Below are 25,714 nucleotides of genomic sequence, written 5' to 3'. Positions count from 1 at the left end.
AAATGAATAATACTAACCACCTTATTCACGAAATGAGAATATTATGGATTTAACCCAGCTTGAGATGTTTAACGCCGTCGCGCTGACGGGCAGTATCACCCAGGCGGCGCAAAAGGTGCACCGCGTGCCGTCTAACCTGACGACCCGCATCCGCCAGCTGGAAGCCGATCTGGGCGTTGAGCTGTTTATTCGTGAGAACCAGCGTTTGCGTTTATCCCCGGCTGGCCATAACTTCCTGCGCTACAGCAAGCAGATCCTCGCGCTGGTGGATGAAGCGCGCATGGTTGTCGCGGGGGATGAGCCGCAGGGCTTATTTGCCCTCGGCGCGCTGGAAAGTACCGCCGCCGTGCGCATTCCTGAAACGCTGGCACAGTTTAATCAGCGCTATCCGCGCATTCAGTTTGCCCTTTCGACCGGGCCATCCGGGACGATGATTGATGGCGTACTGGAGGGAACCCTCAGCGCCGCCTTCGTCGACGGGCCGCTGTCGCACCCGGAGCTGGAAGGAATGCCGGTCTACCGGGAAGAGATGATGCTGGTCACGCCTGCCGGGCATGTGGAGGTGACGCGCGCCGCGCAGGTCAGCGGCAGCGACGTGTATGCCTTTCGCGCCAACTGCTCGTATCGCCGACACCTGGAAAGCTGGTTTCACGCTGACCGCGCCGCGCCCGGCCGCATTCATGAGATGGAATCCTATCACGGCATGCTCGCCTGCGTTATTGCGGGCGCGGGCATCGCGCTGATGCCGCGCTCGATGCTGGAGAGTATGCCTGGGCATCATCAGGTGGAAGCCTGGCCGCTGGCAGAAAACTGGCGCTGGCTCACCACCTGGCTGGTGTGGCGACGCGGGGCGATGACCCGCCAGCTGGAGGCCTTTATAGCGCTGCTAAACGAACGTCTTCAACCAGCGCCTTCTCCATAAACAGGCTGAGCGGATCGTCAACGTACGGGGCAAACGCCGGGCGCAAATCGTATCCGCACTGTTCATAAAGACGCACCGCGGCATGCTGCTTGATGCCCGTCTCCAGCCGTACCGTATGGCAATGACGGCTCAGAGCCTCATCTTCCAGGGCGGCCAGCAGCGTCTCTCCCAGATGCTGGCCACGATGGGCCGGGTCAATATAGACCCGCTTCATCTCGCCCGTACCGTCGCCGTTGAGCACGATAGCGCCACAGCCAACGGCCTGAAGCTGCTGGTCGCGAATGATCATCAGGATCAGCGAGGCTTCCGGCAGCGCAGCCAGATCGAGCAGATGATTACTTTCAGCGGGATAGAGTTCGCTCTGATAGCGGTCAAGCGCCGCGATCAGGCTAAGAATGTCCGGGTGACGTGCAGATTCAGAGGTAATGGAATACATGGCAGGCTCCTTGCTTTTTTATCAGGCTAAATTTCAACATAGCGCAGGCCTGCCAGGGTGCTTCATAGTATTAACTTATCGCTCCGCCCTGTTAGCGCAAAAAAACACGCCCTTTCAGATACAGGGTGGCCTGACCGCCGATCAGTACGCGGTCGCCCTTCAATTCGCAGCGCAGATCCCCGCCACGGTGTGACACCTGGCGGGCATTGAGTGACGTTTTACCCAGCCTTTCGCTCCAGTAAGGGATCAGCATGCTGTGGGCAGATCCGGTGACCGGATCTTCGGGCACCCCTTCGCCCGGGCAGAAAAAGCGGCTGACGAAGTCATATTTATCGCCCGGCGCCGTCACGCAGACCATTTTATCCAGCGGAAGCATTGCCCCAATATCCGGCGTTAACGCTTCTACCTGCTGCTGGCTCTCCAGCACCACCAGGTAATCACGTCCAACGCGCACCTCTTTTGCCTCTGTGATGCCCAGGCCGCTAAACAACAGCGCAGGTGGGTTCTCGACCACCTCCGTTGACCACGCGGGGAAGTTCAGCGTCAGCCAGTCGCCGCTGCGTTTAACCGACAGCTCGCCCACGAAGCGCGTGGTGAAGGTGATTTCAGTGTGCGGATAGTCAAGGTATTCGAAAATAGCGTGCGATGCGGCAAGCGTGGCATGGCCGCACAGGTTAATTTCATCCAGCGTGGTAAACCAGCGCAGCTCAAACCCACCGTCGGTACGGACGAAAAAGGCGGTCTCAGACTGGTTATGCTGCTGCGCCATTTTGAGCAGCGTCTCGTCCGGCAGCCACTCTTCCAGAGGACAGACCGCTGCCGCGTTGCCGCCAAAGGTTTTGTCGCTGAAGGCATCCACCAGATAAAAATCAATTTCCTGCATTGTCTCTTCCTCTCTTGTTATGGGTATTTAGCGCAGAAAAACTGTGCCTTTCAGATAAAGTGAAGCCTGTCCGCTCATCAGCACGCGCGAGCCTTTCAGTTCACAGCGCACGTCGCCGCCGCGCGCGGAAACCTGACGGGCAAGCATGGCTGTTTTGCCCAGCTTTTCGCTCCAGTACGGGATCAGCATGGTGTGCGCGGAGCCGGTGACCGGATCTTCCGGTAAGGAAACGCCGGGGGAGAAAAAGCGGCTGACAAAATCGTATTCCCCCTCACCGCGCGCCGTCACGCTCACCTTATGCTCGCCCGGCGTCATCGCCGAAAAATCCGGGGCGAGGGCCTCGACCTGCTGGCGATTTTCCAGAACGATGACCCAGGCGCGCCCTTTACGGGCTTCAACGTAGCGGCTGATACCCAGCGCCGAAAGCATTTCCGGCGGGGGCGTCTCTTCATGGGTTGGACATGCCGGGAAGTCCAGCGTCATCCAGTCCCCCTCCCGGGTGACCGTCAGGCGGCCAGAGGCGGTATCAAAGTGGATCCGCGCGTCCGGATAATCCAGCTCGGTAAACAGTACGTGCGCCGCCGCCAGCGTAGCGTGACCGCAGAGATTGACTTCGCTAAGCGTGGTAAACCAGCGTAGCTCAATGCCCCCTTTGCTGCAGACGAAAAACGCCGTTTCCGACTGATTATGCTGCTGCGCCATCTTCAGCAAGATCTCATCGGGTAACCATGCTTTCAGCGGGCACACGGCGGCCGGATTACCGCCAAACGTGGTATCGCTGAACGCATCGACCAGATAAAAATCAATCTCCTGCATTGTCTTACCGCCTGTTTTTATTGTGTTGTTCTTTTATATTCAATGAAAACAGCGTCCCCGGCTACCGCTTTCATAAGGTAAATATTGAGATCTGCGTCACATAATGGTTGAGTTTTCGCCGTTCGACGTTTTAAGATCGTCTCCTCTTCTTTTCAGCAACGAATCTCAGACATCCCTATGACAACGAACACAGTTTCCCGCAGGGTCGCGTGGCTACGCGTGGTCACGCTGGCAGTTGCCGCGTTTATTTTTAATACCACAGAATTTGTGCCGGTTGGGCTGTTGTCTGACATCGCTGACAGTTTCCAGATGGAAACAGCGCAGGTGGGCATTATGTTGACCATCTACGCCTGGGTGGTGGCGCTGATGTCTTTGCCGTTTATGCTGCTGACCAGCCAGATGGAGCGGCGCAAGCTGCTGATCGGTCTGTTTGTCTTGTTCATTGCGAGCCATGTGCTGTCGTTTATGGCGTGGAATTTTACGGTGCTGGTCATGAGCCGAATCGGCATCGCCTTTGCCCATGCGGTGTTCTGGTCGATTACCGCGTCGCTGGCGATTCGCCTGGCGCCGGCAGGTAAACGCGCCCAGGCGCTGAGCCTGATTGCTACCGGTACCGCACTGGCGATGGTGCTGGGTCTGCCGATTGGCCGCATCGTGGGGCAATACTTCGGCTGGCGCACGACCTTCTTCGCCATCGGTATGGGCGCGCTGGTGACACTGGTATGCCTGATTAAACTGCTGCCCGCGCTGCCGAGCGAACATTCCGGCTCGCTGAAAAGCCTGCCGCTGCTGATGCGTCGCCCTGCGCTGCTGAGCATCTACCTGCTGACCGCCATCGTCGTGACGGCACACTACACGGCGTACAGCTACATTGAACCGTTTGTACAGGTGGTGGCGGGCTTTAGCGCCAACTTTGCCACCGTCTTACTGCTGATCCTCGGCGGCGCGGGCATTATCGGCAGCGTGCTGTTTGGCAAGCTGGGTAACCGGCACGCCTCCCTGCTGGTGAGCAGTGCCATCGGCCTGCTGCTGGCCTGCCTGCTGTTATTGATGCCCGCCGCGGGCAGTGAAAGCCATCTGGCGATCCTCAGCCTTTTCTGGGGCGTGGCGATCATGATTATTGGCCTGGGCATGCAGGTGAAAGTGCTGGCCCTGGCGCCGGATGCGACGGACGTCGCCATGTCGCTGTTCTCGGGGATTTTCAATCTGGGCATTGGCGCGGGGGCGCTGGTGGGAAATCAGGTCATCCTGCACGTGTCGATGTCGGCGATTGGCTATCTGGGGGCTATTCCGGCCCTGGTGGCGCTGATCTGGTCGGTACTCATCTTCCGTAAGTGGCCGGTGGCGCTGGAGGAACAGGGGCAGCACGGGTGAGGGTTGTTGGTGCCGGGTGGCGCTGCGCTTACCCGGCCTACAAAACCCGTAGGCCCGTGCAAGCGAAGCGCCGCCGGGCAAGACATCAATGATAGGTCTTAATAATCTCCAGCACGCCGTTAATAATAAACTGCACGCCCATACAGACCAGTAAGAAGCCCATCAGACGGGAAATTGCCTCGATACCGCCCTTACCTACCCAGCGCATAATGGCGCCGGAGCTGCGCAGCGACACCCACACGATAAGACCGATAATCGCAAAAATCAGCGGTGGCGCAACCGTCAGTACCCAGTCCGGGAAAGTTGCGCTGTCACGCACCGTTGACGCGGAGCTGATGATCATCGCGATAGTCCCCGGCCCCGCCGTGCTCGGCATGGCAATCGGCACAAAGGCGATATTCGCACTCGGTTCGGTTTCCAGCTCTTCCGATTTGCTGGTCGCTTCCGGCGACTCATGCGCTTTTTGCGCCGGGAACAACATGCGGAAACCAATAAAGGCCACAATCAGCCCCCCGGCGATACGCAGACCAGGGATGGAAATCCCGAAGGTATTCATCACCACCTGTCCGGCGTAATAAGCCACCATCATGATGGCAAACACATACACCGAGGCCATCATCGACTGATGGTTGCGCTCGGCGCTGTTCATGTTCCCTGCCAGCCCGAGGAAAAGCGCCACCGTCGTTAACGGGTTAGCCAACGGCAGCAAGACCACCAGCCCAAGGCTGATTGCTTTAATTAAATCCAACATAGTGCGTTGTCGTCCTTATCCATATTTAACACAGCAATTATAGGGGGAAAGTGTGACATTCAGCCATGGGGGCAACGTAACGATTATTTTCCTTCAGAAAAGATAACTGTCAGTTATCTCTATGATTTGAAAGACCTCAAATAAAGTTCATGAAACGTTTTAGCAATTCGTGGCATCGGCTGATTCATTCAGTTGACTTATACTTGCCTGAGCAATAATATCTGCCGTGACTAACTACTTGCCAGGGCAACCATTGTGAAAAGCACCAGTGATATCTTTAACGACGTTGTTCCGCTGGGTCGTCTTATTCATATGGTCAATCAGAAAAAAGATCGCCTGCTCAATGACTACCTGTCACCGCTGGATATCACCGCAACACAGTTCAAAGTGCTGTGTTCCATTCGCTGCGAAGTGTGTATCACGCCGGTTGAGCTGAAAAAGGTGCTCTCTGTCGATCTGGGTGCGTTAACCCGCATGCTCGATCGTCTCGTCTGCAAAGGATGGATAGAACGAAGCCCTAACCCGAATGACAAACGCGGCGTACTGGTGAAGCTAACCAGCGATGGCGCGGCCATGTGCGAGCAATGTCATCAATTAGTAGGACAAACACTGCATCAGGAACTAACAAAAAACTTAACGGCAGATGAAGTGGCAACCCTTGAGCTTCTGCTGAAGAAAATCCTGCCGTAAACAGAAAAAAAGAGGTATGACGATGTCCAGACGCAATACTGACGCTATCACAATTCATAGCATTTTGGACTGGATCGAGGATAACCTGGAATCGCCGCTCTCCCTTGAAAAAGTGTCAGAGCGTTCGGGTTACTCCAAATGGCACCTGCAACGGATGTTCAAAAAAGAGACCGGTCATTCATTAGGTCAATATATTCGCAGCCGCAAGCTGACGGAAATTGCCCAGAAACTGAAAGAAAGCAATGAGCCGATCCTTTATCTGGCGGAGCGTTACGGATTTGAATCACAGCAAACCCTGACGCGTACGTTCAAGAACTATTTTGACGTGCCGCCTCATAAGTACCGAATCACCAGCGTGCCGGGCGAATCCCGATACCTGTATCCGTTAAAACACTGTAGTTAATCATCGCCTGTAACCGACGTAACCGAGGAAATCATGAAAGTTATCGCCTCCGCCGCCCTCGCCTTGCTGGTGCTGTTCTCCAGCCAGACCTTCGCGGAGCAAACCCCTCGTGCAACGCAGCAAAATAATCCTGATACGATGATTTTGCCGTCAGCACATGACCAGTCGCCTTATGATTTCAACCACATGGGTGCTGGTAGCGACAAATCCGACGAATTAGGCGTGCCTTATTATAATCAGCACGGCTTCTGATTCGTTTTTGCCCCGCAGATGCGGGGCTTTTTTTATGCCTTTTCGCTTACCCGCGTCGTCCGACGAACCCGCAGACCAAACACGTTAATGTACAGCCCGGCCATGATCAGCACGGCACCCAACAGCTGCAGCGCGCTTAGCGTTTCATCCAGCAGGATTGCCGCACTGGCAAGCCCTACCACCGGCACCAGCAGTGATAACGGCGCGACGCGCCAGGTCTCATACCGTCCCAGCAGCGATCCCCAGATCCCGTAGCCCACAATGGTGGCGACAAAGGCCAGATAGACGAGAGACAGGATCGTGGTCATATCGATGTCGACCAGACTGTTCAGCATCACCGCCGGACCGTCCAGAATACTCGACGCCAGCAGAAACGGAATAACCGGGATCAGTGCGCTCCACACCACCAGCGACATCACCGCCGGGCGCGCCTCGTGCTGCATAATCAGCTTATTGAAGATATTCCCGCAGGCCCAGCTCAGCCCTGCCGCCAGCGTCAACATAAACCCGATCAGCGCCACATGCTGACCATTCAGGCTGGCCTCGATCAGCACCAGCACGCCGAACACCGCCAGGGTGATCCCCGCCAGCTGTTTGCCCTGCAGGCGCTCGCCAAACACGAACGCGCCGAGAATAATGGTAAAGAACGCCTGCGCCTGTAACACCAGCGAGGCAAGACCCGCCGGCATACCGAACTTGATGGCGCAAAAGAGAAACGCGAACTGGCCAAAGCTAATGGTCAGACCGTAGCCCAGCAGCAGTTTAAAGGGGATCTTTGGACGCGCCACAAAGAAGATGGCCGGAAAAGCGACCAGCATAAAGCGTAAACCGGCCAGCATCAGCGGCGGCATGTTGTGCAGCCCCAGCTTAATGACCACAAAATTGAGCCCCCATACTACGACCACCAGCAATGCCAGCAGCCCGTCTTTCCGCGTCATATCCCGCCCCTGAATTATTAATAATTTGTTAACACTTCAAGGTAACAGAAAAAAGTACATCACGAGAAGATCATTATTTCTGGCAGGCAGCTGAAGCACTTAGGGATAAATCAGGTGCTATACAAGCCCCTTATGTCATGGTAATCCTGTTAACACACATCTAATAAAAGCATAAGCAACTGTCGGGCAGGAATATGAAACCATCTCTCAGGCGCTCAACCGCAGCGCTGCTGGCATCGTCATTGTTGTTAACCATCGGTAGAGGGGCAACGCTGCCGTTCATGACCATCTATCTCACGCGCGTCTATAGCATGAGCGTCGAGAATATTGGTTATGCCCTGACCGTGGCGCTGACCATTGGCGTGGTATTCAGCCTGGGATTTGGCATTCTGGCCGATAAGTTTGATAAAAAACGCTACATGCTGATCGCGATTGTGGCGTTTATCGCCGGATTTGTGGCGATCCCGCTGGTCAATAACGTTACGCTGGTGGTGCTGTTCTTTGCGCTGATTAACTGCGCCTACTCCGTCTTTTCGACGGTGCTGAAAGCCTGGTTCTCCGACGTACTGACGTCCAGCCAGAAGGCGCAGGTCTTCTCGCTGAACTACAGCTTCCTGAACATTGGCTGGACGGTCGGCCCGCCGATTGGCACCCTGCTGGTGATGTACAGCCTGCAGCTGCCGTTCTGGCTGGCAGCCTTCTGTGCCGCCCTGCCGCTGGGCTTTATCCATTTCTTTGTGCAAAAAAGCGTGGCGTTAGATACCGCAGAGGAGAAAACGCCCTGGCAGCCGTCGGTCTTGCTGAAAGACCGCGCGCTGTTCTGGTACACGCTCTCTGGCCTGCTGGCCTCCTACGTGGGTGGGTCGTTCGCGAGCTGTATTTCGCAATACGTTCTGGCCGCGCATGCGGACAGTGATTTCGCCGAAAAGGTGGTAGCCGTGGTGCTCCCGGTCAACGCTGCCGTGGTGGTGACGCTGCAATATGCGCTGGGCCGCAAAATCTCAGCCAGCAATATCCGCCCGCTGATGACCCTTGCCACCCTGTTTTTTATCGTGGGACTGGGCGGCTTTATGCTCTCCGGGGAAAACCTGGTTTACTGGGGCATCGCTGCCGCCATTTTCACGCTGGGTGAGATTATCTATGCGCCGGGTGAATACATGCTGATCGACAACATTGCGCCACCGGGAATGAAGGCGAGCTATTTCTCCGCGCAGGCGCTGGGTTGGCTCGGCGCGGCGGCAAACCCGATGATCACCGGTATCATCCTGACCAACCTGCCGCACTGGTCCTTGTTTGTGATCATGATGGTCGCCATCGCCATGGCCTGGCTGATGATTTTGCGCGGGATGAGCGTGAAAAGTGAAGATAGCGTGTCGGGTGGCGCTGCGCTTACCCGACCTACAAAACCCTAATCGTAGGCCGGGTAAGGCGAAGCCGCCCCCCGGCAAAAGCAAAAAACTAGTGGTGCAACATCTCCTCCACCACCTGCTCTTTATACATCTCGTTCGGGTAATAGGTCGGCCAGTTGTCCATCTCTTTCAGCAGCGCCTCCTGAGAGGTGTTGCCCATGAAGATATGGAAGTGAGACGAGGCCTTCGGTCCGATGGTATGGTCGCTGAACTGCACGAACTTCGGCGCCTTGCTAGCGGCATCCTTACACTCAAAAAGATAGCGAACGCCTTTCTTACCTGACGCGTAGGTCAGAATTTTGTAGCCGCTGTAATCATACTGACACCGGCTGACCGCTTTGCCCTGATGGAATTCCATCACGTTATTTTCGATGCCTATGGCATCCACGTCCGTCGCATATCCCGTGCGGTAGTAGGCTTTCACCTCATCAAAGGATTTGCTTTTGTCTTTCTGGGCTTTCTGTTTAAAGACCGGATCCAGCGAACCATCGAGCAGGAACGGATAGACCGACTGCCAGGTCCCATCCCAGTCAGACAGCGTTCTGTCCTTCACGTCTTTATCCTCAAACACGCCGTTCGCCGCCTTCTGTTCCGCTTCGGTCATCTGATGGCCGTGCGAGTGAGCAAACAGCTGGCCGCTGACCAGCAGCGCTCCCAGAGTCATGGCAAATTTTCCAATATGTGCAGCCAAAGTAACGCCCTCATTCCGTTTTATAAGAATGAGAATGTTATATTATAACATTTCAGATCGCAACCAGGCCGCGCACGCCCTCCTGCTCCATGTTTTCGCCCCGCCCGCGCTGAATAATGGTGCCGCGGGACATCAGCAGATAGCTGTCGGCCAGCTCGGCGGCAAAGTCGTAAAACTGCTCCACCAGCAGGATCGCCATGTCACCTCTGTTTGCCAGGGTGCGGATCACGTGGCCGATCTCTTTAATAACGGAAGGCTGTATGCCTTCGGTCGGTTCATCCAGGATCAGCAGCTGCGGACGGCTCGCCAGCGCGCGCCCAATCGCCAGCTGCTGCTGCTGCCCGCCGGAGAGATCGCCTCCGCGACGATGCTTCATCTCTTTGAGCACCGGGAACAGCTGCCAGATCTCCTCCGGCACCTGCTTCGCCTCGCGGGCGGAAAATCGCGACAGCCCCAGCTGGAGGTTCTCCTCCACGGTCAGGCGCGGGAAAATCTCCCGTCCCTGCGGGACATACGCCACGCCAGACTGTACCCGCTGGTGCGGTTTACTGTGGGTGATCGTTTTTCCCTGCCAGATGACCTCCCCGGTTTTCGCCGGGATCAGCCCCATCAGACACTTCAACAGCGTGGTTTTCCCCACGCCGTTGCGACCCAGCAGACAGGTGACTTCGCCGGTGATGGCCTCAAAGCTCACGCCGCGCAGGATATGGCTGCCGCCGTAATACTGATTCAGTTCGTTGACCTGTAACATTCCCTCTCCTTAACGTCCCAGATAGACCTCAATCACCTGCTCGTTGGCCTGCACCTCGCGAAGCGACCCTTCCGCCAGCACCCGCCCCTGATGCAGCACAGTCACATGGTCGGCGATGGTTTCAACAAAGCCCATATCGTGCTCCACCACCATCAGGGAGTGTTTGCCCGCCAGCGTTTTGAACAGCTCTGCGGTGTATTCCGTTTCCGCGTCGGTCATTCCGGCGGCGGGTTCATCCAGCAGCAGCAGATGCGGGTCCTGCACCAGCAGCATGCCGATCTCCAGAAACTGCTTTTGTCCGTGGGAAAGCAGCCCGGCGCGGCGGTCGCGCTCGCCGGTCAGCCGCAGTAAAACCAGCATCTCATCGATCCGATCGCGCTGCTCGCCGTTGAGTTTTGCCCGCAGGCTCGCCCAGACGGACTTATCGGTTTTCATCGCGATCTCCAGGTTTTCCCACACCGTCAGCGCTTCAAAAACCGTGGGCTTCTGGAATTTACGCCCGATGCCCTGGCGGGCGATGGCCGCAGGCTCCAGCGCGGTCAGGTCGATGGACTGATCGTAAATCGCCCTGCCGCTCTTTGGCCGTGTTTTGCCGGTGATGACGTCCATCAGCGTGGTTTTACCGGCCCCGTTGGGACCGATCACGCAGCGCAGCTCACCCACGCCGATATTTAGCGAGAGATCGGTCAGGGCCTGAAAGCCATCAAAATTGACGTTAATCGCCTCAAGCTGCAGGACCGGGTCGGTCTGCTCGCGGTAGCGATCGCCGGGTAGCTGGCGGGTGAATAACCCTTCGGCTGGCTGCATTATTTTTCTCCTTTACGAAACAGTCCGTAGACGCCGCGCGGTAAAAACAGCGTAACGGCGATAAAAATCAGCCCCAGAAACAGCTGCCAGTATTCCGGCATCGCGACGGTGAAGAAACTTTTCGCCCCGTTCACCAGCGCCGCGCCAATCACCGGACCCACCAGCGTGCCGCGCCCACCCAGCGCCACCCAGATGGCGGCCTCTATCGAGTTTGTCGGCGACATTTCGCCCGGGTTGATAATGCCCACCTGCGGCACATAGAGCGCCCCCGCCAGACCGCACAGCACGGCAGAGAGCGTCCACACCAGCAGCTTGAATCCGCGCGGATCGTAGCCGCAAAACGTTAGCCGGTTTTCGGCGTCGCGAACGGCGGTCAGAATGCGGCCAAACTTGCTCTTCGCCAGCGCAAACCCTGTGCCCAGGGCCAGGAGCAGCAACAGCACTGTGGCCAGAAACAGCGCGATACGGGTCGTCGTTTCCGTTACTGAAAACCCGAGCAGCGTGGTGAAGCCGGTAAAGCCGTTATTGCCGCCAAAGCCGGTTTCGTTGCGAAAGAACAGCAGCATCCCGGCATAGGTCAGCGCCTGGGTCATAATCGAGAAATAGACCCCTTTGATCTTCGAGCGGAAGGCAAACCAGCCAAATACCAGCGCCAGCAGCCCCGGCACCAGCACAATCAGCACCAGCGCCCAGGCAAAATGCTGGGTGCCCCACCAGAACCACGGCAGTTCGCTCCAGGAGAGAAACGACATAAACGCAGGCAGACCGTCACCCGCAGCCTGGCGCATCAGGTACATGCCCATCGCGTAGCCGCCCAGCGCGAAGAAGATCCCGTGCCCAAGCGACAGCATACCGGCATAGCCCCACACCAGATCCAGCGCCACCGCAACGATGGCATAGCAGAGGATCTTGCCAATCAGCGTCAGCATCCAGGTTGACAACGCCAGCGGATGCGTCGCAGGCAGTAAGGCGAAAAACGGTAATATCAGCAAACACACCACCAGCAGGCTGCCTGCTATCTGCGTGGTGCGTGGCGCTTTACGCGCCAGCGTTAAGGTCAGCGGCTGGCTCATCAGTCAATTACCCTCCCTTTCAGCGCAAACAGTCCCTGCGGGCGTTTCTGAATAAACAGCACGATCGCCACCAGAATCACGATTTTGCCCAGCACCGCCCCCATCTGCGGTTCAAGGATTTTATTAAAGATCCCCAAACCAAACGCCGCGGCCACGCTGCCTGCCAGCTGACCTACGCCTCCGAGCACTACCACAAGGAAGGAGTCGATGATATAGCCCTGTCCCAGCTCCGGCCCGACGTTACCGAGCTGCGATAACGCCACGCCGCCTAACCCCGCAATGCCGGAGCCAAGCCCGAACGCCAGCATATCGACGCGCCCTGTCGGTACCCCGCAGCAGGCGGCCATGCTGCGGTTTTGCGTCACCGCCCGCACATTGAGCCCCAGACGGGTTTTATTGAGAATGAGCCAGGTGAAGAACAGCACCAGCAGCACGAATCCCAGCACCACAATGCGGTTCCACGGCAGCGTCAGGTTGGCAAAAACCTGCACCCCGCCGGAGAGCCATGCCGGGTTCGCCACCTCGAGGTTCTGGGCGCCAAAGGTCATGCGCACCAGCTGGATAAGCATCAGGCTGATGCCCCACGTCGCCAGCAGCGTTTCCAGCGGACGACCGTACAAATGACGGATCACCGTGCGCTCCAGCACCATTCCAATGCCCGCCGTCAGGCAGAACGCGACCGGCAAGGCGATAACGGGATAGAGCGCCAGCCACTGGGGCGCAAGCCCGGCCATCGCCTGCTGCACCATCCAGGTGGCATATGCCCCCAGCATCAGCATCTCGCCGTGGGCCATGTTAATCACGCCCAGCAGGCCGTAGGTGATAGCCAGCCCCAGCGCGGCCAACAGTAGTACCGATCCGAGGGACAGCCCCATAAACGCCTGGCCCAGCAGATCGCCCCACATCAGTCGGTGCTGGATCTGGCTAAGACTCTCTTCTGCGGCCGCGCGAACGCCGCTATCCGGCTCCGTCTGTGGCTGGGTAAACGGGGTGAGTCTGGACTGTACGTCCGGATCGTCGGACTGGCCTAACAACGCCACGGCCTTGCGGCGCACCTCGGCCTGCGGGCTTGCCAGCTGAAGATTCGCGACCGCCAGCAGCAGCGCCTGACGGGCCACGGCATCCGTTTCATCGCTCACTCGCTTTTCCAGAAAAGCGAGCATGTCGGGCCGGGCATCGCGCTGCAGCTGACGCGCCGCCGCTCGCCTTTCGGTGACACTGTCACTCACCAGCTGATGCGTGGCGATGGCGGTCGCGGCCAGCACGCGCAGCCGGTTCGTCAGTCGAACGGCTTTGGTTGGGCCCTCTGCCGTCTGACTTTCCCCCAGCGGGATGACGTTACCATTGCGTTGTGCAAAGGCGTGCTTTTGCGTATCGACGTAGAGGTTTTCTTTTTGCAGCGCCTCAAGGAGCGGCAGTCTTGACGCATCCGGCGCGGCGGCCCACTGGGTCAACAAATCCGCCTGCTGGCTGCGGCTGGCGGCAACAAAACGATCGGCATCCGATGCCTGCACCATCCCTGGCAGCAGTCCGGAAAGCCATACAAGAGCGATGAACAGGCGCATGGCGTTCATGACGTTTCTCCCTGCGGTGATGGCTTAGTTGCTGGCGGTTTTCATCGGCTGGTCGGGTTTTTTATCATTCCCGGCGATGAACGGACTCCACGGCTGGGCGCGTACCGGCTGTTCGGTCTGCCACACCACGTTAAACTGACCGTTGCCTTCGATTTCACCGATCATGACCGGCTTATGCAGATGATGGTTGGTGGCATCCATGGTGAGCGTAAAGCCTGACGGCGCCTTAAAGGACTGACCGGCCATCGCCGCACGCACTTTGTCCACATCGGTAGTGCCCGCTTTTTCCACCGCCTGAGCCCACATGTGAATCCCCACGTAAGTGGCTTCCATCGGATCGTTAGTTACGACGGTGTCGGCGTTCGGCAGCTTGTGCGCCTTCGCATAGGCTTTGTAATCCGCCACGAACGCCTGGTTAGTCGGATTATCGACGGACTCAAAGTAGTTCCACGCCGCCAGGTTACCCACCAGCGGTTTGGTGTCGATCCCGCGCAGCTCTTCTTCACCGACGGAGAAGGCCACCACCGGCACGTCGGTCGCTTTCAGCCCCTGGTTAGCCAGCTCTTTGTAGAACGGCACGTTGGAGTCGCCGTTGATGGTCGACACCACGGCGGTTTTGCCGCCCGCAGAGAATTTTTTGATGTTGGCGACGATGGTCTGGTAGTCGCTATGACCAAACGGGGTATACACCTCTTCGATATCCTTATCCTCCACCCCTTTCGAATGCAGGAATGCGCGCAGGATCTTGTTGGTGGTGCGCGGGTAAACGTAATCGGTGCCCAGCAGGAAGAAGCGTTTCGCCGCGCCGCCGTCTTCACTCATCAGGTATTCCACTGCCGGGATCGCCTGCTGGTTCGGCGCCGCGCCGGTATAGAAGACGTTTGGCGACATTTCCTCGCCCTCATACTGCACCGGATAGAACAGCAGGCCGTTCAGCTCCTCGAAAACCGGCAGTACGGATTTGCGCGAAACCGAGGTCCAGCAGCCGAATACCACCGCCACTTTATCCTGGCTCAGTAGCTGACGGGCCTTCTCGGCAAACAGCGGCCAGTTTGAGGCCGGGTCCACCACCACCGGCTCCAGTTTCTTGCCCAGCACGCCGCCTTTGGCGTTGATCTCGTCGATGGTCATCAGGGCGACATCTTTCAGCGGGGTCTCGGAGATAGCCATCGTGCCGGAAAGAGAATGCATGATCCCCACTTTGATGGTATCGGCCGCCTGCGCGCCAAAACTCATCCCCATCGCCACGACGGACGCAGATAACGCGAAGGCTTTTAGTAAAGTACGACGGTGCATATTTTCACTCCTGAAAAAGAACGCTGTGCGAAAACGTCCGTTACGGCGTGGACGCGGAAAAAATGTGTCAGCGAAGCAGGAGCAAAAAGAATGCCAGAATGGAGATAGCGCTATTTCTGGGAGGGTAACGCCGGATGTAAAGAGAACGTCTCACAATGGCACAGCGCTGCACTTTTATAATGCAGCGCTGAGGAGGGAGGTTTTACCAGACTTCGCTGGCGATCTGCGTGACCAGACGGACTTTGTCCCACTGCTGGGATTCGCTCAGGCTGTTGCCCTCTTCGGTAGAGGCAAAGCCGCACTGCGGGCTAAGGCAAATTTGCTCTTTCGCCACGTATTTCGCCGCCTCTTCCAGACGGGCTTTAATCCCCTCCGGGTTCTCCAGCTCGCCGTTTTTCGTGGTAATAAGACCCAGCACCACCTGCTGCTTGCCCGGGCGGACAAAGCGCAATGGCGCAAAATCCCCGCTGCGGTCGTTATCATATTCGAGGAAGAAGGCGTCAACGTTGACGGTTCCGAACAGCACTTCCGCTACCGGCTCGTAGCCGCCCTCGGAAATCCAGGTGGAGCGGAAATTGCCGCGACAGACGTGCAGCCCGATGGTCAGATCGTCCGGCTTGCCCTCCAGCGCCTTGTTCAGCACGCGGGCATAGATGCGCGCCAGCTCATCGGCGTCGTCGCCGCGCTCGCGGATCTGACGGCGCTGATCGTCCGAGCAGAGATAGGCCCAGACGGTGTCATCCAGCTGCAGATAACGGCAGCCCGCATCGTAGAAGGCCCGAATGGCGTCGCGCCAGGTGGTGGCCAGATCGTCAAAATAGACGTTCAGGTCCGGATAGACGGTCGCATCAATGTCTTTGCGACCGCCGCGGAAATGCAGCACGCTCGGGCTGGGAATGGTCATTTTCGGCTGGGCGTTCCCGCTGATGCTTTTCAGATAGCGAAAGTCTTCCAGCATCGGATGCTCGCCAAAGCCCAGCTTGCCGGTGACGCGCACGCCGTGGGCTTTGGTTTGCACGCCGTTAAACTGGATGCCCTGCTGCGAATCGTAACGCTCAACGCCCTGCAGTCCGTCGAAGAAGTCGAAGTGCCACCAGGCACGACGAAACTCTCCGTCGGTCACCACATGCAGGCCGCACGCACACTGCTGCTCGACGACGTGGCGAATGGCCTCGTCCTCCACCGCGCGAAGCTGCCCGGCATCAATCTCACCGCTGGCAAATTTCAGGCGAGCCTGCTTGATGGCATCCGGGCGTAAAAAACTGCCGACTACATCGGCGCGGAACGGGGCGTGGTGTCGTTGCATGGAAATCTCCTCAGTCTGCCGGCAATAATTGCCCGCAGTGATAATTCATCATTTGAAGTTTTAGACTTCTGGATGTCTAAATGTCCAAAAACAATGTCATACCTCACCGGTGCCGGCAAACGAGAAAATTTCACGGGTGTTGAAAAAAATTCATCTTCACAGCGCGGCGACGGACGCCTCGCTGGCAAACGCGTAGCGTTCATCTTCCCAGCCGGTGATCCCACCGAGCATGATTTTGACCGGCAGCCCGAGACGCGCCAGCTTCAGCGCGGCTCTGTCCGCGCCGTTACAGTGCGGCCCTGCACAGTAGACGACGAACAGCGTTCCTTCAGGCCATTGGGCCATGCGCTCAGCGGTCATCTGGCTCCATGGCATATGCAGAGCGCCCGGCACATGGCGACGGGCAAACTGCTCCGGGCTTCCCACAACATGCAGTAAAACAAAGTCCTGCTCATTATGCGTGATGGCATGATGCACATCGGCGCAGTCGGTTTCGACGCTCAGGCGGCGCAGGAAATGGGTAACGGCTTCCTGCGGCTCGGCAGCCGGAAATTCAGTAACATAGCTCATGATCCTTCCTCATCTTTGGCGTTTGTGTTAACACTACTCTATCCACAAATTCAGCCCGTGAATGCGCTCGCTTATGCCAGAAAACAGCAAAAAGATGACAACGTTAAGACAGATTGCCCGCCCGAAGGTGGTGGTGCTGGCGTATGACGGTCTGTGTACCTTTGAGTTTGGGGTGGCGGTGGAAATCTTCGGCCTGCCGCGCCCCGAGTTGAGCGACGACTGGTATCGTTTTGCCGTGGCAAGCGTTGACAGCGGTGAGCTTCGGGCGACAGGCGGGATCCGTATCATTACCGATGGCGATCTCTCCCTGCTTGAGTCTGCCGATCTGATCGTGGTGCCGGGCTGGCGTGGGCTGGATTCGCCGGTGCCGTACGCGCTCCGCAACGCATTACGTCAGGCCAGCGCGCGAGGCTGTCAGCTGCTCTCCATCTGCTCGGGCGTATTTGTGCTGGCCGCCTCGGGGCTGCTGAACGGACGTAAAGCCACGACGCACTGGCGCTACATTGAGACGCTAAAAACCCGCTTCCCTGACATCGACGTGGTCGAGGATGTGCTCTACCAGGATGAAGGCGATATACTGACTTCCGCAGGCAGCGCGGCGGGGATCGATCTCTGCCTTCACGTTGTACGAAGAGATTATGGGATGGAAACCGCCAACAGCGTGGCGCGTCGGCTGGTCATTCCCCCTCACCGGGATGGCTCTCAGCCGCAACAGCTGAGTCGCCCGGTGGCGCAGCTGCGCGAAAGCCAGCGCCTTGGTCAGCTGTTTGATTTTCTGCACACGCATCTTACCGAGCCGCACAGCGTCGACTCGCTGGCGCGCCGCGTCGGTATGAGTCAGCGCACGTTTCTTCGTCGCTTCGAAGCGGCAACGGGAACGACGCCTGCCCGCTGGTTACTCAATGAGCGCCTGCTGCGGGCGAAAGATTATCTGGAAAGCAGCCGTTTAAGCATCGACAGCATCGCGGAACAGACCGGGTTTGGTCAGGCATCGACGCTGCGTCATCATTTCCGCCAGCAGTTCGCAATTTCCCCGGCTCAGTACCGTAAACAATTTTCTCATTCTGGTACTGCGCGCTGAGGCGTCAGTCTTTTGGTTTTGCTGGAATAAGGAGAACCTGATGGTCACCACACACGTTTTTATCGCAACCAGTCTTGATGGCTACATCGCCAGACACAATGACGATATCGAGTGGCTGCTGCAGCGCGATGACCCGACTGAGGATCATGGCTATGCGGCGTTCATCGCGGACAAAGAGTGGATCGTGATGGGCCGGGGGAGCTATGAGAAGGTGCTGACTTTTGACACCTGGCCGTATGATCGGCCCGTGCTGGTCCTCTCCCGACGGCTGGCCGACACGCCGGTGCCCGACGCATTGAGGGGCAAAGTACAGTTTTCAGGCCGCACGCCAAAGGAGGTGCTCGACGATCTGGCGATGCAGAACGTCCATCGCGTCTATCTTGATGGTGGGCAGGTGATACAGTCGTTTCTGCGGGAAGGATTGGTCGCCGATATGGTGATCACGACCGTTCCTGTCCTGCTCGGCTCGGGTAAATCACTGTTTGGCGCCCTGCCCGGGGATATCGACTTGACACTGGTCTCCAGCCGCAGCTTCCCTTCGGGTCTGGTGCAGTCGCACTACCGACTGATGCCGTAAAACCACGGTAAACACTGCGCAAAAAAAAACCGCCAAAAATGGCGGTAAATGCTTGCATGGATAGATTTGTATTTTGGTCTCTACGTCCCGACACGACATGGCCGGGCTGCGGATCCCATACAACCTAACACCCGTTGTCTTAACGAAGGTTAAACAGCCTTTTTTAACCCGCATGGGTAAAGCTCTCTCATGACATGCAGCGCGCCCGAAATCATACTCTTTGACATTTCCTTTGCGCTAATTTGAAGTTTTGAATAATAACCATAATAAATAATCGGCATGATCAAGCCGCAATGTTATTCGGCGGTGACTTCATGGTTAAAAAAGGTTTATCTCTCGTGATGCTGATCTGTGCCCTTTTTTCAGGCCAGCTTATGGCCGGGCACAAAGGACATGAATATCTGTGGATAAAGAATGTGGATCATCAACTTCGTCATGAAGCCGACAGCGATGAATTGCGAAGTGCGGCGGAGGAGTCGGCGGAAGGTTTGCGCGAACACCACCTGTGGCAGAAATCGCGCAAACCGGACACGCACGTTCGGTAGTTAGCTGCCCTTGCGTTTTGGCAGCGTTTTCATCAGATCGTCCGGACTGACGGACGCCACAATACTGCCGGGCTGCGGCATTTTGAAGATGTGGTTTTTCATCTTGCCAATCACATGCATTTCGCAAGGACGGCAGTCAAATTTGAGGGTCAGTACTTCGTCACCGTTTACGAGCTGCATAGGGGTAGCCTTCCAGCTCTTGATGTTGCCTTTTGCCTGCTTAGGGCACAGGTTAAACGCGAAACGGAGGCAGTGCTTGGTGATCATCACCGGCACATCTCCCTTCTCCTCATGCGCTTCATAGGCCGCGTCGATCAGCTGCACGCCGTGGCGATGATAGAATTCACGTGCTTTATGGTTATAGACGTTGGCCAGGAAGGATAAATGCGTATCCGGGTAGACGGGCGCAGGAACGGCTTCCGCTTTACGGCTAGCGTGTGGGTAGTTCGCCAGGCGCGCGTCATCCAGCATCTCGGCGGTTTCACGGCGGAACTGGTTGAGCAAACTGTTCGGCACAAACAGGGCATCCGGCAGGTTGATCTCAACGTTGCGGGCGTAGTAAATCGTCTGGCCCAGCTTCGCGACGCCATCCTTCAGGCTGTTGAGCGCTTTCTCCGCGTTGTTTGCCACCTCGAACAGGCCATCAAGCGTATGCGTTACGCTGATGCCGTCTTCACAGGTCATGGTCAGAATCAGCTGCTCTTCCCAGCCGCCCAGTTCAATATCCACCGCAATACGACGTTCGCTGGAGGTTTTCAGCAGCGCCTGCTGCCAGTTATGATCGAGGTTACGGTTAAGCGCCGCGTTCGGTCGCGCCTTGTAGAGATCGGCCGGCATTTCATTCGGCCACACGCGGTAGCGGTTCTCGCCGGTTTTTTCGACCGTGTTGGCGCGGAAGCCCACCACTTCACGCTTAATCATCACGTTAAGGCCATCGCCGTTCGCCAGCGGCTCCGTCACCGCAACATCAAGGTGATCTTTCGCCACTTTCAGCACTTCGCCAACCGGTAAGCCGATAAACTTCGGTGAGTCAAACGCGCCGATATCCCCTTTACGGGCATTCACAAAATAGTCCGTGCTGCCGCGGTGGAACGTTTTGTCCGTCGACGGAATAAAGAAATGCTCGGTACGACCGGCCGACGCGCGCGCCAGGTCACCGCGATCCTCAATAATGGCATCCAGCATCTGGCGATAGTGCGCGGTGATGTTCTTCACGTAGCTCATATCTTTATAGCGCCCTTCAATCTTGAAGGAACGCACGCCCGCGTCGATCAGCGCGCCCAGGTTGGCGGTCTGATCGTTATCCTTCATCGAGAGCAGGTGTTTTTCAAATGCCACGACGCGCCCCTGATCGTCTTTCAGGGTATACGGCAGACGGCAGGCCTGTGAACAGTCGCCGCGGTTGGCGCTGCGGCCCGTTTGCGCGTGGGAAATGTTGCACTGACCGGAATAGGCGACGCACAGCGCGCCGTGGATAAAGAATTCAATCGTCGCGTCTGTCGCCTGGTGAATATCGCGGATTTGATTCAGGTTCAGCTCGCGGGCCAGGACGATCTGCGAAAAGCCGACGTCAGAGAGAAACTTCGCCTTCTCTACCGTGCGGATATCACACTGGGTACTGGCGTGTAGTTCAATGGGCGGAATATCCAGCTCCAGCACGCCCATATCCTGAACAATCAGGGCATCCACCCCGGCCTGATAGAGATCGGTAATCAGACGTTGCGCAGGCTCCAGCTCATCATCATGAAGAATGGTGTTCAGGGTCACGAACACTTTCGCCCCGAAACGGTGGGCGAACGGCACCAGTTCAGCAATATCGCTCAGGCTGTTGCTGGCGTTATGGCGGGCACCGAAGCCAGGACCACCAATGTAGACGGCATCTGCGCCATGAAGGATCGCTTCACGGGCAATGGCGGCGTCACGGGCCGGGCTTAAAAGTTCAAGATGATGGGATTGCAGGCGCATACTTCGTCGTTATCCGTTATGGTCAAAATGGCGGCTATTGTAGTCAGAAGTCTGCGTCAGCGAAACAGTTTTGCGTAGCCTCAGCGGGGATAATGAATCAGGGAGTGAAAATGCACCGTCCGGTCGCTGCTGTTGCGGTAGGCATGCGGTTTATCGCCGGCGAAGCGGACGCCCGAATCGGCAGAAATCGTCTGCCACTTGCCCTCGAGCTTCATCTCCAGCTCGCCGCTGATCACCACCACATGTTCAATCACCCCTGCCTCATGCGGCGTGGATTCACTCAGGGCGCCGGGGGCCAGGGTAATGGAGAAATAATCAAACCGGAGCGCCTCGTCCCACGGAAAGAGCGGCTTGACGACCATCGCCTGCTGCTGCGGGTCAAACACCGCCTGTCGGTCCGCCTCAGGCGTGATGAAGGCGGAAAACGGCACGTTCAGTCCTGTGGCAATTTTCCACAGCGTCGACACCGTGGGGCTGGATTCATTTCGCTCGATTTGCCCGAGCATGGCCTTTGACACGCCGGTCTCGTCCGCGAGCTTCGACAAACTCCAGCCGCGTGCCTGGCGCAGCGTTTTCAATGTGGTTGCAAGATGTCGTGTGATGTCCATGTTCCCTCCTGGTGACATTCAGCATACCACTTGTACGCTATAGCGCACAGTGCTACCTTACTTTGGACGTTATAACGCACAACGGAGTTTTCATGCGCCCTTCCTCTCATCTTATTCCAGTCGCACTGGCTGGATTTGTCGCCGTGCTGGTCGGTTACGCAAGCTCGGCAGCCATCATCTGGCAGGCCGCCGCCGCGGCAGGCGCCAGCGCGCAGCAGATTGCGGGCTGGATGACCGCGCTGGGGATTGGGATGGGCGTCAGCACGCTGGCGCTCTCCTGGTGGTACAAAGCGCCCGTACTGACCGCCTGGTCGACGCCCGGCGCGGCGCTGCTCGCCACCAGCCTGCACGGCGTCACACTGGCGGAAACCATTGGCGTGTTCATCTTTGCGAACGCGCTTATTTTGCTTTGCGGCGTTACCGGGCTTTTCGCCCGTCTGATGAAGCTGATCCCCCATTCGCTTGCTGCCGCCATGCTGGCCGGGGTATTGCTGCAGTTTGGCCTCCACGCGTTTGCGCATCTTGAGGGGCACTTTCTGCTGTGCGGCAGCATGATTGCGGCGTGGCTGATCGCCAAAGCGCTGTCGCCGCGCTATGCCATCGTGGTCACGCTCCTGGTGGGCGGTATGGTGGCATGGTTCGGTGGTGACGTTGTCACGGATAAGCTCACGCTTTCACTGGTGATGCCCGAATTTATTGCGCCCGCCTTCACCTTCACCAGCCTTGTGAGTATTGGCTTACCCTTCTTCCTGGTCACCATGGCCTCACAAAACGCGCCGGGGTTCGCCACGATGAAAGCCTCCGGTTACCCGCTGGCGGTCTCACCGCTCATTATCGTTACGGGGGGAATGGCGCTGCTGTTTTCTCCGTTTGGCGTCTTTTCAATCTGCATTGCGGCCATTACCGCCGCCATTTGCCAAAGCCCGGATGCACACCCGGATGCGGGTAAACGCTGGCTGGCGGCCATCGCTGCGGGAGGGTTTTATCTGCTGGCGGGAATTTTCGGTGGCTCCATTACCGGGCTGATGGCCGCGCTGCCGCTCAGCTGGATCCAGACGCTGGCCGGTCTGGCACTGCTGGGCACCATCAGCGGGAGTTTATATCAGGCGCTGAGTCACGAAGCGGAGCGCGACGCGGCTATCGTCACATTTCTGATGACCGCAAGCGGCGTGACAATCCTGGGCATCGGTTCGGCATTCTGGGGGCTGGTGCTGGGCGGAGTATGCTACGCCCTGTTTTCACGCGCTCGCCGCGCGTAGCTGCGAAGGCGTCATGCCCGTCGCGCTGCGAAAGCGGTTGCTGAAGTGGCTGGCGGAGTTAAACCCGCAGGCAAGCGCGATCTCCGTCAGCGGCGTCGTCGTATGCTGGACAAGGGCTTTCGCTTTATCCATTCGCCTCTGCATCACATACTGATGCGGCGCCAGCCCCGTCGACTGGCGGAACATGCGGGCAAAATGGTATTCGCTGAGGGCAGCCTGCGCCGCCAGTTCGGCCAGCGTCAGGGGCTGCCCGAGGTTCTCTTCGATAAAGGCGAGGACGTTGCGCAGCACAAACGGCGACAACCCTCCCGTGACAACCGGTAGCTTCCACTGCACGTTTGAGTAATTTTGCAGCAGATGGGTCAGCAGCAGCGTGGAGGCCGTGCTCAGAGTGAGCTGGTTGGCGTGCTGCTGCCAGTCACAGCCCAGTAAAAACTGGCGATACAGCGTGGTGATCTTCGGATCGCTGCCAAAAATACGCTCGTCCAGGGTCAGCGAAAGCGGTCGCTTGTCCCAGATTTTCTCCCCCACATCGCGCAGGTGTTCATCGGTGCAGTAGAGATGCACAAACGACAGGTCATCACGGATGTCCCACGTCGATTCGCTCTCTTTGGGCATCAGGCAGAAACGGTCCGGCCCCCCACCGTTCTTCCAGCCGCCCGGCGTTTTTTGATAGCTTTCGTAGCCGTCCGCCACGTACAGGCTGAGGGTATGATGGTTGCTTTTAACGGTTATCGTGTCGTGCTTGTTGTACCACGCTGCCAGCTGAATACCCGAATTCAGCGAGACGGTTTCCCGCAGGACTGCATTCTGTTGGCAAAGCGTTTCAAAGGTATCGTAAGCGTGAGACATAACCGTTAGCGCATGAATGATCGGAATATCAGTCTAAAAAGAGTTGTCCCCCGTTGCCAGACCCCAGGGAAGAAAAAAGCGCAAGATTTTGCAAGTCACCCGCAAGCAGGTGAAAGCCCGTTACGCAGCTCAGCGCCATACTGCGGGTTTCCGCGGTTTGAGAAGAGACAACTATGAACGCATTATTATATGGACTCGTGGTCATTATCTGGGGAACCACCTGGATTGCGATTTTCCTGCAGCAGGGCCCCGTCGCGGCACCGGTGTCGATTTTCTGGCGCTTCGCCGTCGCCAGCCTCACCATGATGGTGGTGTTACTCGCCCTGCGTCGCCTGCGCACGCTGGCGCTTCGGGATCATCTTTTTTGCCTGCTTCAGGGATGCTGCGTTTTCTGCTTTAACTTCTGGTGTTTTTACACGGCAGCGGCACATATCAATACCGGCCTGGAGTCGGTGATCTTCTCCATGGCGGTGCTCTATAACGCGATTAACAGCTTTATTTTCTTCGGGCAGCGCCCGCCCGCGCGTTTCTGGACGGCGGCGGCACTGGGGCTGGTTGGGATCGTCACCCTCTTCTGGGACGATTTGCTGGCCAGCGGCTGGAGCGCGTCACTCCTGACCGGCATTGGGCTTTCCGCGCTCGGAACCTACGGCTTCTCGCTGGGCAATATGATCAGCATGCGCCATCAGCGCAGAGGCCTGGAAACCATGACCACCAACGCCTGGGCGATGCTCTATGGCACGCTGGTGATGGGCTGCATTGCGCTGTTCAGAGGCGATAGCTTTGTGCCGGAATGGACGGTGAGCTATCTCGGCGCGCTGGTGTATTTGGCCCTGTTTGGCTCGGTGATTGCTTTTGGTGCCTACTTCACGCTGGTGGGACGTATTGGCCCGGGCAAAGCGGCCTACAGCACGCTGCTCTTTCCGCTGGTGGCGCTCTCCATCTCCACGGTCTATGAAGGCTACGTCTGGCATGTCAACGGAATCGTGGGATTAGTGCTGATCCTGGGAGGAAATATGGTGATGTTTACCAAACCGGAAACCTGGTTCAGACGCTTACGGATGGCGTAAATAAAAAGGCCTGCATTACGCAGGCCTTTTTATTTTATTTTGCGGTCTTTTTCACATCAAACATAGTGGCATCCGTCGCCATATCATCAACAACCTGCTTCAGCGTCGCAAAGGTCATTGGCGTGCTTTCGTTATTCAGCTCTTTACCTTCGCCTTTACGTACCACCTTCATGACCGGTTTGTTGGTGGCCGCATCGATCAGCTCGCCTTCAAAGAAGAGATGCGTATCCATGGTGCGGTGTCCGGTTGCCATCTGCGTACCGGCAACCACCAGCGCAACAGGCACCACTTCATAGAACTGCAGCCCCTCTTTCTGCGAACTCACCCCGGTAATCGCGCCGCGGAAAATCAGGCTATGTTTACCCGGCGTGGTCACAACCGGCTTACGCGTACCAATCGCCGTTTTCATTTTGTTATTGGTGTAATTCAACAACTCATCAAGCGTTTTTTGACCAATTTGCGTGGTCGGTTTTGGCGTTGGGTAATAGGTAATCGGTGTCCAGAGAATACTGTCGTAGTTAGCCTCATTATAAGAAGGATCAACCCAACGCAGCGTTGGTTTACCCGTCGCAGACGTTGTCTGCTGCAAGCCTGAGTAGTCTTTTAAAAAGCCGGAGTATTGTTCTGGAGCGGCGACTTTTGAAGAACAGCCCGCCAACGCCAACAGACCAGTAAGCACTGCAACTTTAAAAAAAGTTTGAGTACGCATGATAGTTTTCCATGTTATCTGCAAGTATGCATTTGAAGTTATAGCAAAAGACGGGCGGGTTTGTTGTGACAAAAAATGATGCGGTGAGCACAAATTGCAAAAAGAT

The 25,714-nt window shown here is 57.1% G+C and carries 28 protein-coding genes; 11 read left to right on the top strand and 17 right to left on the bottom strand.

All coding sequences use genetic code 11. The annotated features are described in order from the left end of the window. Positions 1-43: 43 nt before the first annotated feature. A complete protein-coding gene (gene ptrR / locus ACMGGQ_RS09510) occupies positions 44-922 on the top strand; it encodes a putrescine utilization regulator PtrR (RefSeq protein ID WP_032674777.1) in 879 nt (292 codons plus the stop codon). Here the strand turns inward: ptrR and ACMGGQ_RS09505 are convergent. From ACMGGQ_RS09505 to ACMGGQ_RS09495, 3 genes are all read right to left on the bottom strand, one after another. Next, positions 876-1,358: a GNAT family N-acetyltransferase gene (locus ACMGGQ_RS09505; RefSeq protein WP_024908460.1), complete on the bottom strand. Its 483-nt coding sequence runs from the start codon at positions 1,356-1,358 to the stop codon at positions 876-878. The two genes, ptrR and ACMGGQ_RS09505, sit on opposite strands and share 47 nt — an antisense overlap. A 91-nt stretch (positions 1,359-1,449) precedes the next feature. After that, positions 1,450-2,241 carry a PhzF family phenazine biosynthesis protein gene (locus ACMGGQ_RS09500; protein ID WP_420289920.1) on the bottom strand — a complete coding sequence of 264 codons (792 nt, stop codon included), beginning with the start codon at positions 2,239-2,241 and terminating at the stop codon, positions 1,450-1,452. Between the two features lie 27 nt (positions 2,242-2,268). After that, entirely contained in the window at positions 2,269-3,057 is a 789-nt protein-coding gene (locus ACMGGQ_RS09495) for a PhzF family phenazine biosynthesis protein (RefSeq protein ID WP_420289919.1), read from the bottom strand. A 177-nt stretch (positions 3,058-3,234) separates the two neighbouring features. Here ACMGGQ_RS09495 and ACMGGQ_RS09490 point away from each other — a divergent pair, with 177 nt between their 5' ends. After that, entirely contained in the window at positions 3,235-4,431 is a 1,197-nt protein-coding gene (locus ACMGGQ_RS09490) for a sugar transporter (protein WP_353142377.1), read from the top strand. An 85-nt stretch (positions 4,432-4,516) separates the two neighbouring features. On the opposite strand, the gene ACMGGQ_RS09485 is transcribed toward ACMGGQ_RS09490, so the two are convergent. Continuing rightward, positions 4,517-5,182, bottom strand: coding sequence for a MarC family NAAT transporter (locus ACMGGQ_RS09485; protein WP_032651801.1), 666 nt, complete (start codon positions 5,180-5,182; stop codon positions 4,517-4,519). 255 nt (positions 5,183-5,437) lie between these two features. Between ACMGGQ_RS09485 and marR the strand changes: the two genes are divergently transcribed. Genes marR through marB form a run of 3 tightly spaced genes read left to right on the top strand, consistent with a single transcriptional unit; the run spans position 5,438 to position 6,527 of the window. After that, on the top strand, positions 5,438-5,872 hold the full coding sequence (gene marR / locus ACMGGQ_RS09480; protein WP_008502236.1) for a multiple antibiotic resistance transcriptional regulator MarR: 435 nt from the start codon (positions 5,438-5,440) through the stop codon (positions 5,870-5,872). A 22-nt stretch (positions 5,873-5,894) separates the two neighbouring features. Next, on the top strand, positions 5,895-6,275 hold the full coding sequence (gene marA, locus ACMGGQ_RS09475; protein ID WP_008502237.1) for an MDR efflux pump AcrAB transcriptional activator MarA: 381 nt from the start codon (positions 5,895-5,897) through the stop codon (positions 6,273-6,275). A 33-nt stretch (positions 6,276-6,308) separates the two neighbouring features. After that, positions 6,309-6,527 carry a multiple antibiotic resistance protein MarB gene (gene marB, locus ACMGGQ_RS09470; protein ID WP_008502238.1) on the top strand — a complete coding sequence of 73 codons (219 nt, stop codon included), beginning with the start codon at positions 6,309-6,311 and terminating at the stop codon, positions 6,525-6,527. Between the two features lie 32 nt (positions 6,528-6,559). Here the strand turns inward: marB and eamA are convergent, their stop codons facing one another. Continuing rightward, complete coding sequence (eamA, locus tag ACMGGQ_RS09465) at positions 6,560-7,465, bottom strand: O-acetylserine/cysteine exporter (RefSeq protein ID WP_420289918.1); 906 nt, start codon at positions 7,463-7,465, stop codon at positions 6,560-6,562. 194 nt (positions 7,466-7,659) lie between these two features. Between eamA and ydeE the strand changes: the two genes are divergently transcribed. Then, positions 7,660-8,877, top strand: a complete 1,218-nt coding sequence (gene ydeE / locus ACMGGQ_RS09460; RefSeq protein WP_420289917.1) for an efflux MFS transporter YdeE — start codon at positions 7,660-7,662, stop codon at positions 8,875-8,877. Between the two features lie 46 nt (positions 8,878-8,923). On the opposite strand, the gene zinT is transcribed toward ydeE, so the two are convergent. The 8 genes from zinT to ACMGGQ_RS09420 all read right to left on the bottom strand — a co-directional run bounded on the left by zinT (position 8,924) and on the right by ACMGGQ_RS09420 (position 16,942). After that, positions 8,924-9,565 carry a metal-binding protein ZinT gene (gene zinT / locus ACMGGQ_RS09455; RefSeq protein ID WP_252077151.1) on the bottom strand — a complete coding sequence of 214 codons (642 nt, stop codon included), beginning with the start codon at positions 9,563-9,565 and terminating at the stop codon, positions 8,924-8,926. 52 nt (positions 9,566-9,617) lie between these two features. Continuing rightward, positions 9,618-10,316, bottom strand: coding sequence for an urea ABC transporter ATP-binding subunit UrtE (gene urtE, locus ACMGGQ_RS09450; protein ID WP_126533886.1), 699 nt, complete (start codon positions 10,314-10,316; stop codon positions 9,618-9,620). Between the two features lie 9 nt (positions 10,317-10,325). Then, entirely contained in the window at positions 10,326-11,123 is a 798-nt protein-coding gene (urtD, locus tag ACMGGQ_RS09445) for an urea ABC transporter ATP-binding protein UrtD (RefSeq protein WP_063621603.1), read from the bottom strand. After that, a complete protein-coding gene (gene urtC, locus ACMGGQ_RS09440; protein WP_196364585.1) occupies positions 11,123-12,196 on the bottom strand; it encodes an urea ABC transporter permease subunit UrtC in 1,074 nt (357 codons plus the stop codon). Before urtC ends, urtD begins: the two co-directional genes overlap by 1 nt. After that, positions 12,196-13,770 (bottom strand): urea ABC transporter permease subunit UrtB, encoded by a 1,575-nt coding sequence (gene urtB / locus ACMGGQ_RS09435; protein ID WP_262805253.1) that lies wholly within the window; start codon positions 13,768-13,770, stop codon positions 12,196-12,198. The genes urtC and urtB overlap by 1 nt, the downstream gene beginning before the upstream one ends. Positions 13,771-13,794: 24 nt before the next feature. After that, complete coding sequence (gene urtA, locus ACMGGQ_RS09430) at positions 13,795-15,066, bottom strand: urea ABC transporter substrate-binding protein (protein WP_023618714.1); 1,272 nt, start codon at positions 15,064-15,066, stop codon at positions 13,795-13,797. A gap of 202 nt (positions 15,067-15,268) precedes the next feature. Further along, entirely contained in the window at positions 15,269-16,372 is a 1,104-nt protein-coding gene (locus ACMGGQ_RS09425; protein WP_045910526.1) for a cobalamin-independent methionine synthase II family protein, read from the bottom strand. A gap of 156 nt (positions 16,373-16,528) precedes the next feature. Further along, positions 16,529-16,942 carry a rhodanese-like domain-containing protein gene (locus tag ACMGGQ_RS09420; protein WP_008502248.1) on the bottom strand — a complete coding sequence of 138 codons (414 nt, stop codon included), beginning with the start codon at positions 16,940-16,942 and terminating at the stop codon, positions 16,529-16,531. 73 nt (positions 16,943-17,015) lie between these two features. On the opposite strand from ACMGGQ_RS09420, the gene ftrA reads away from it, so the two are divergent. The 3 genes from ftrA (at position 17,016) to ACMGGQ_RS09405 (ending at position 19,145) form a co-directional block, all read left to right on the top strand. Beyond that, positions 17,016-18,023 (top strand): transcriptional regulator FtrA, encoded by a 1,008-nt coding sequence (ftrA, locus tag ACMGGQ_RS09415; RefSeq protein ID WP_420289916.1) that lies wholly within the window; start codon positions 17,016-17,018, stop codon positions 18,021-18,023. Positions 18,024-18,063: 40 nt separating this feature from the next. Next, the gene (locus ACMGGQ_RS09410; protein ID WP_047075346.1) at positions 18,064-18,600 is read left to right on the top strand and encodes a dihydrofolate reductase family protein; all 537 of its coding nucleotides are present in this window, start codon (positions 18,064-18,066) and stop codon (positions 18,598-18,600) included. Between the two features lie 314 nt (positions 18,601-18,914). Then, positions 18,915-19,145: a DUF2554 family protein gene (locus tag ACMGGQ_RS09405; RefSeq protein WP_417929137.1), complete on the top strand. Its 231-nt coding sequence runs from the start codon at positions 18,915-18,917 to the stop codon at positions 19,143-19,145. On the opposite strand, the gene ACMGGQ_RS09400 is transcribed toward ACMGGQ_RS09405, so the two are convergent. Together ACMGGQ_RS09400 and ACMGGQ_RS09395 are read right to left on the bottom strand one after the other, a co-directional pair. Further along, on the bottom strand, positions 19,146-21,110 hold the full coding sequence (locus ACMGGQ_RS09400) for a peptidase U32 family protein (protein ID WP_417929136.1): 1,965 nt from the start codon (positions 21,108-21,110) through the stop codon (positions 19,146-19,148). An 80-nt stretch (positions 21,111-21,190) separates the two neighbouring features. After that, the gene (locus ACMGGQ_RS09395) at positions 21,191-21,718 is read right to left on the bottom strand and encodes a helix-turn-helix domain-containing protein (protein ID WP_048223163.1); all 528 of its coding nucleotides are present in this window, start codon (positions 21,716-21,718) and stop codon (positions 21,191-21,193) included. Positions 21,719-21,789: 71 nt separating this feature from the next. Between ACMGGQ_RS09395 and ACMGGQ_RS09390 the strand changes: the two genes are divergently transcribed. After that, positions 21,790-22,977 carry a benzoate/H(+) symporter BenE family transporter gene (locus ACMGGQ_RS09390; RefSeq protein ID WP_420290561.1) on the top strand — a complete coding sequence of 396 codons (1,188 nt, stop codon included), beginning with the start codon at positions 21,790-21,792 and terminating at the stop codon, positions 22,975-22,977. On the opposite strand, the gene ACMGGQ_RS09385 is transcribed toward ACMGGQ_RS09390, so the two are convergent. Then, complete coding sequence (locus ACMGGQ_RS09385) at positions 22,957-23,829, bottom strand: helix-turn-helix transcriptional regulator (protein ID WP_045910521.1); 873 nt, start codon at positions 23,827-23,829, stop codon at positions 22,957-22,959. The genes ACMGGQ_RS09390 and ACMGGQ_RS09385 overlap by 21 nt on opposite strands. A gap of 173 nt (positions 23,830-24,002) precedes the next feature. Between ACMGGQ_RS09385 and ACMGGQ_RS09380 the strand changes: the two genes are divergently transcribed. Further along, entirely contained in the window at positions 24,003-24,899 is an 897-nt protein-coding gene (locus ACMGGQ_RS09380) for a DMT family transporter (protein WP_008502257.1), read from the top strand. A 34-nt stretch (positions 24,900-24,933) separates the two neighbouring features. Here ACMGGQ_RS09380 and ACMGGQ_RS09375 read toward each other — a convergent pair whose 3' ends face one another. Further along, positions 24,934-25,608, bottom strand: coding sequence for a DUF3313 domain-containing protein (locus ACMGGQ_RS09375; RefSeq protein WP_045910520.1), 675 nt, complete (start codon positions 25,606-25,608; stop codon positions 24,934-24,936). Positions 25,609-25,714: the final 106 nt, after the last annotated feature.

Source organism: Enterobacter sp. BNK-13 (assembly GCF_048685015.1).
Taxonomy (GTDB): domain Bacteria; phylum Pseudomonadota; class Gammaproteobacteria; order Enterobacterales; family Enterobacteriaceae; genus Enterobacter; species Enterobacter quasiroggenkampii.
The sequence above is the reverse complement of the archived record's forward strand: the minus strand, read 5'-3'. Positions and strand labels throughout refer to the sequence as shown.

Bases quoted from the DNA above. Each gene is read 5' to 3' on its own strand.
- ptrR (WP_032674777.1), top strand. From the start codon at position 44: ATGGATTTAACCCAGCTTGAGATGTTTAACGCCGTCGCGCTGACGGGC.
- ACMGGQ_RS09505 (WP_024908460.1), bottom strand. From the start codon at position 1,358: ATGTATTCCATTACCTCTGAATCTGCACGTCACCCGGACATTCTTAGC.
- ACMGGQ_RS09500 (WP_420289920.1), bottom strand. From the start codon at position 2,241: ATGCAGGAAATTGATTTTTATCTGGTGGATGCCTTCAGCGACAAAACC.
- ACMGGQ_RS09495 (WP_420289919.1), bottom strand. From the start codon at position 3,057: ATGCAGGAGATTGATTTTTATCTGGTCGATGCGTTCAGCGATACCACG.
- ACMGGQ_RS09490 (WP_353142377.1), top strand. From the start codon at position 3,235: ATGACAACGAACACAGTTTCCCGCAGGGTCGCGTGGCTACGCGTGGTC.
- ACMGGQ_RS09485 (WP_032651801.1), bottom strand. From the start codon at position 5,182: ATGTTGGATTTAATTAAAGCAATCAGCCTTGGGCTGGTGGTCTTGCTG.
- marA (WP_008502237.1), top strand. From the start codon at position 5,895: ATGTCCAGACGCAATACTGACGCTATCACAATTCATAGCATTTTGGAC.
- marB (WP_008502238.1), top strand. From the start codon at position 6,309: ATGAAAGTTATCGCCTCCGCCGCCCTCGCCTTGCTGGTGCTGTTCTCC.
- eamA (WP_420289918.1), bottom strand. From the start codon at position 7,465: ATGACGCGGAAAGACGGGCTGCTGGCATTGCTGGTGGTCGTAGTATGG.
- ydeE (WP_420289917.1), top strand. From the start codon at position 7,660: ATGAAACCATCTCTCAGGCGCTCAACCGCAGCGCTGCTGGCATCGTCA.
- urtE (WP_126533886.1), bottom strand. From the start codon at position 10,316: ATGTTACAGGTCAACGAACTGAATCAGTATTACGGCGGCAGCCATATC.
- urtD (WP_063621603.1), bottom strand. From the start codon at position 11,123: ATGCAGCCAGCCGAAGGGTTATTCACCCGCCAGCTACCCGGCGATCGC.
- urtC (WP_196364585.1), bottom strand. From the start codon at position 12,196: ATGAGCCAGCCGCTGACCTTAACGCTGGCGCGTAAAGCGCCACGCACC.
- urtB (WP_262805253.1), bottom strand. From the start codon at position 13,770: ATGAACGCCATGCGCCTGTTCATCGCTCTTGTATGGCTTTCCGGACTG.
- urtA (WP_023618714.1), bottom strand. From the start codon at position 15,066: ATGCACCGTCGTACTTTACTAAAAGCCTTCGCGTTATCTGCGTCCGTC.
- ACMGGQ_RS09425 (WP_045910526.1), bottom strand. From the start codon at position 16,372: ATGCAACGACACCACGCCCCGTTCCGCGCCGATGTAGTCGGCAGTTTT.
- ACMGGQ_RS09420 (WP_008502248.1), bottom strand. From the start codon at position 16,942: ATGAGCTATGTTACTGAATTTCCGGCTGCCGAGCCGCAGGAAGCCGTT.
- ftrA (WP_420289916.1), top strand. From the start codon at position 17,016: ATGCCAGAAAACAGCAAAAAGATGACAACGTTAAGACAGATTGCCCGC.
- ACMGGQ_RS09410 (WP_047075346.1), top strand. From the start codon at position 18,064: ATGGTCACCACACACGTTTTTATCGCAACCAGTCTTGATGGCTACATC.
- ACMGGQ_RS09405 (WP_417929137.1), top strand. From the start codon at position 18,915: ATGGTTAAAAAAGGTTTATCTCTCGTGATGCTGATCTGTGCCCTTTTT.
- ACMGGQ_RS09400 (WP_417929136.1), bottom strand. From the start codon at position 21,110: ATGCGCCTGCAATCCCATCATCTTGAACTTTTAAGCCCGGCCCGTGAC.
- ACMGGQ_RS09395 (WP_048223163.1), bottom strand. From the start codon at position 21,718: ATGGACATCACACGACATCTTGCAACCACATTGAAAACGCTGCGCCAG.
- ACMGGQ_RS09385 (WP_045910521.1), bottom strand. From the start codon at position 23,829: ATGTCTCACGCTTACGATACCTTTGAAACGCTTTGCCAACAGAATGCA.
- ACMGGQ_RS09380 (WP_008502257.1), top strand. From the start codon at position 24,003: ATGAACGCATTATTATATGGACTCGTGGTCATTATCTGGGGAACCACC.
- ACMGGQ_RS09375 (WP_045910520.1), bottom strand. From the start codon at position 25,608: ATGCGTACTCAAACTTTTTTTAAAGTTGCAGTGCTTACTGGTCTGTTG.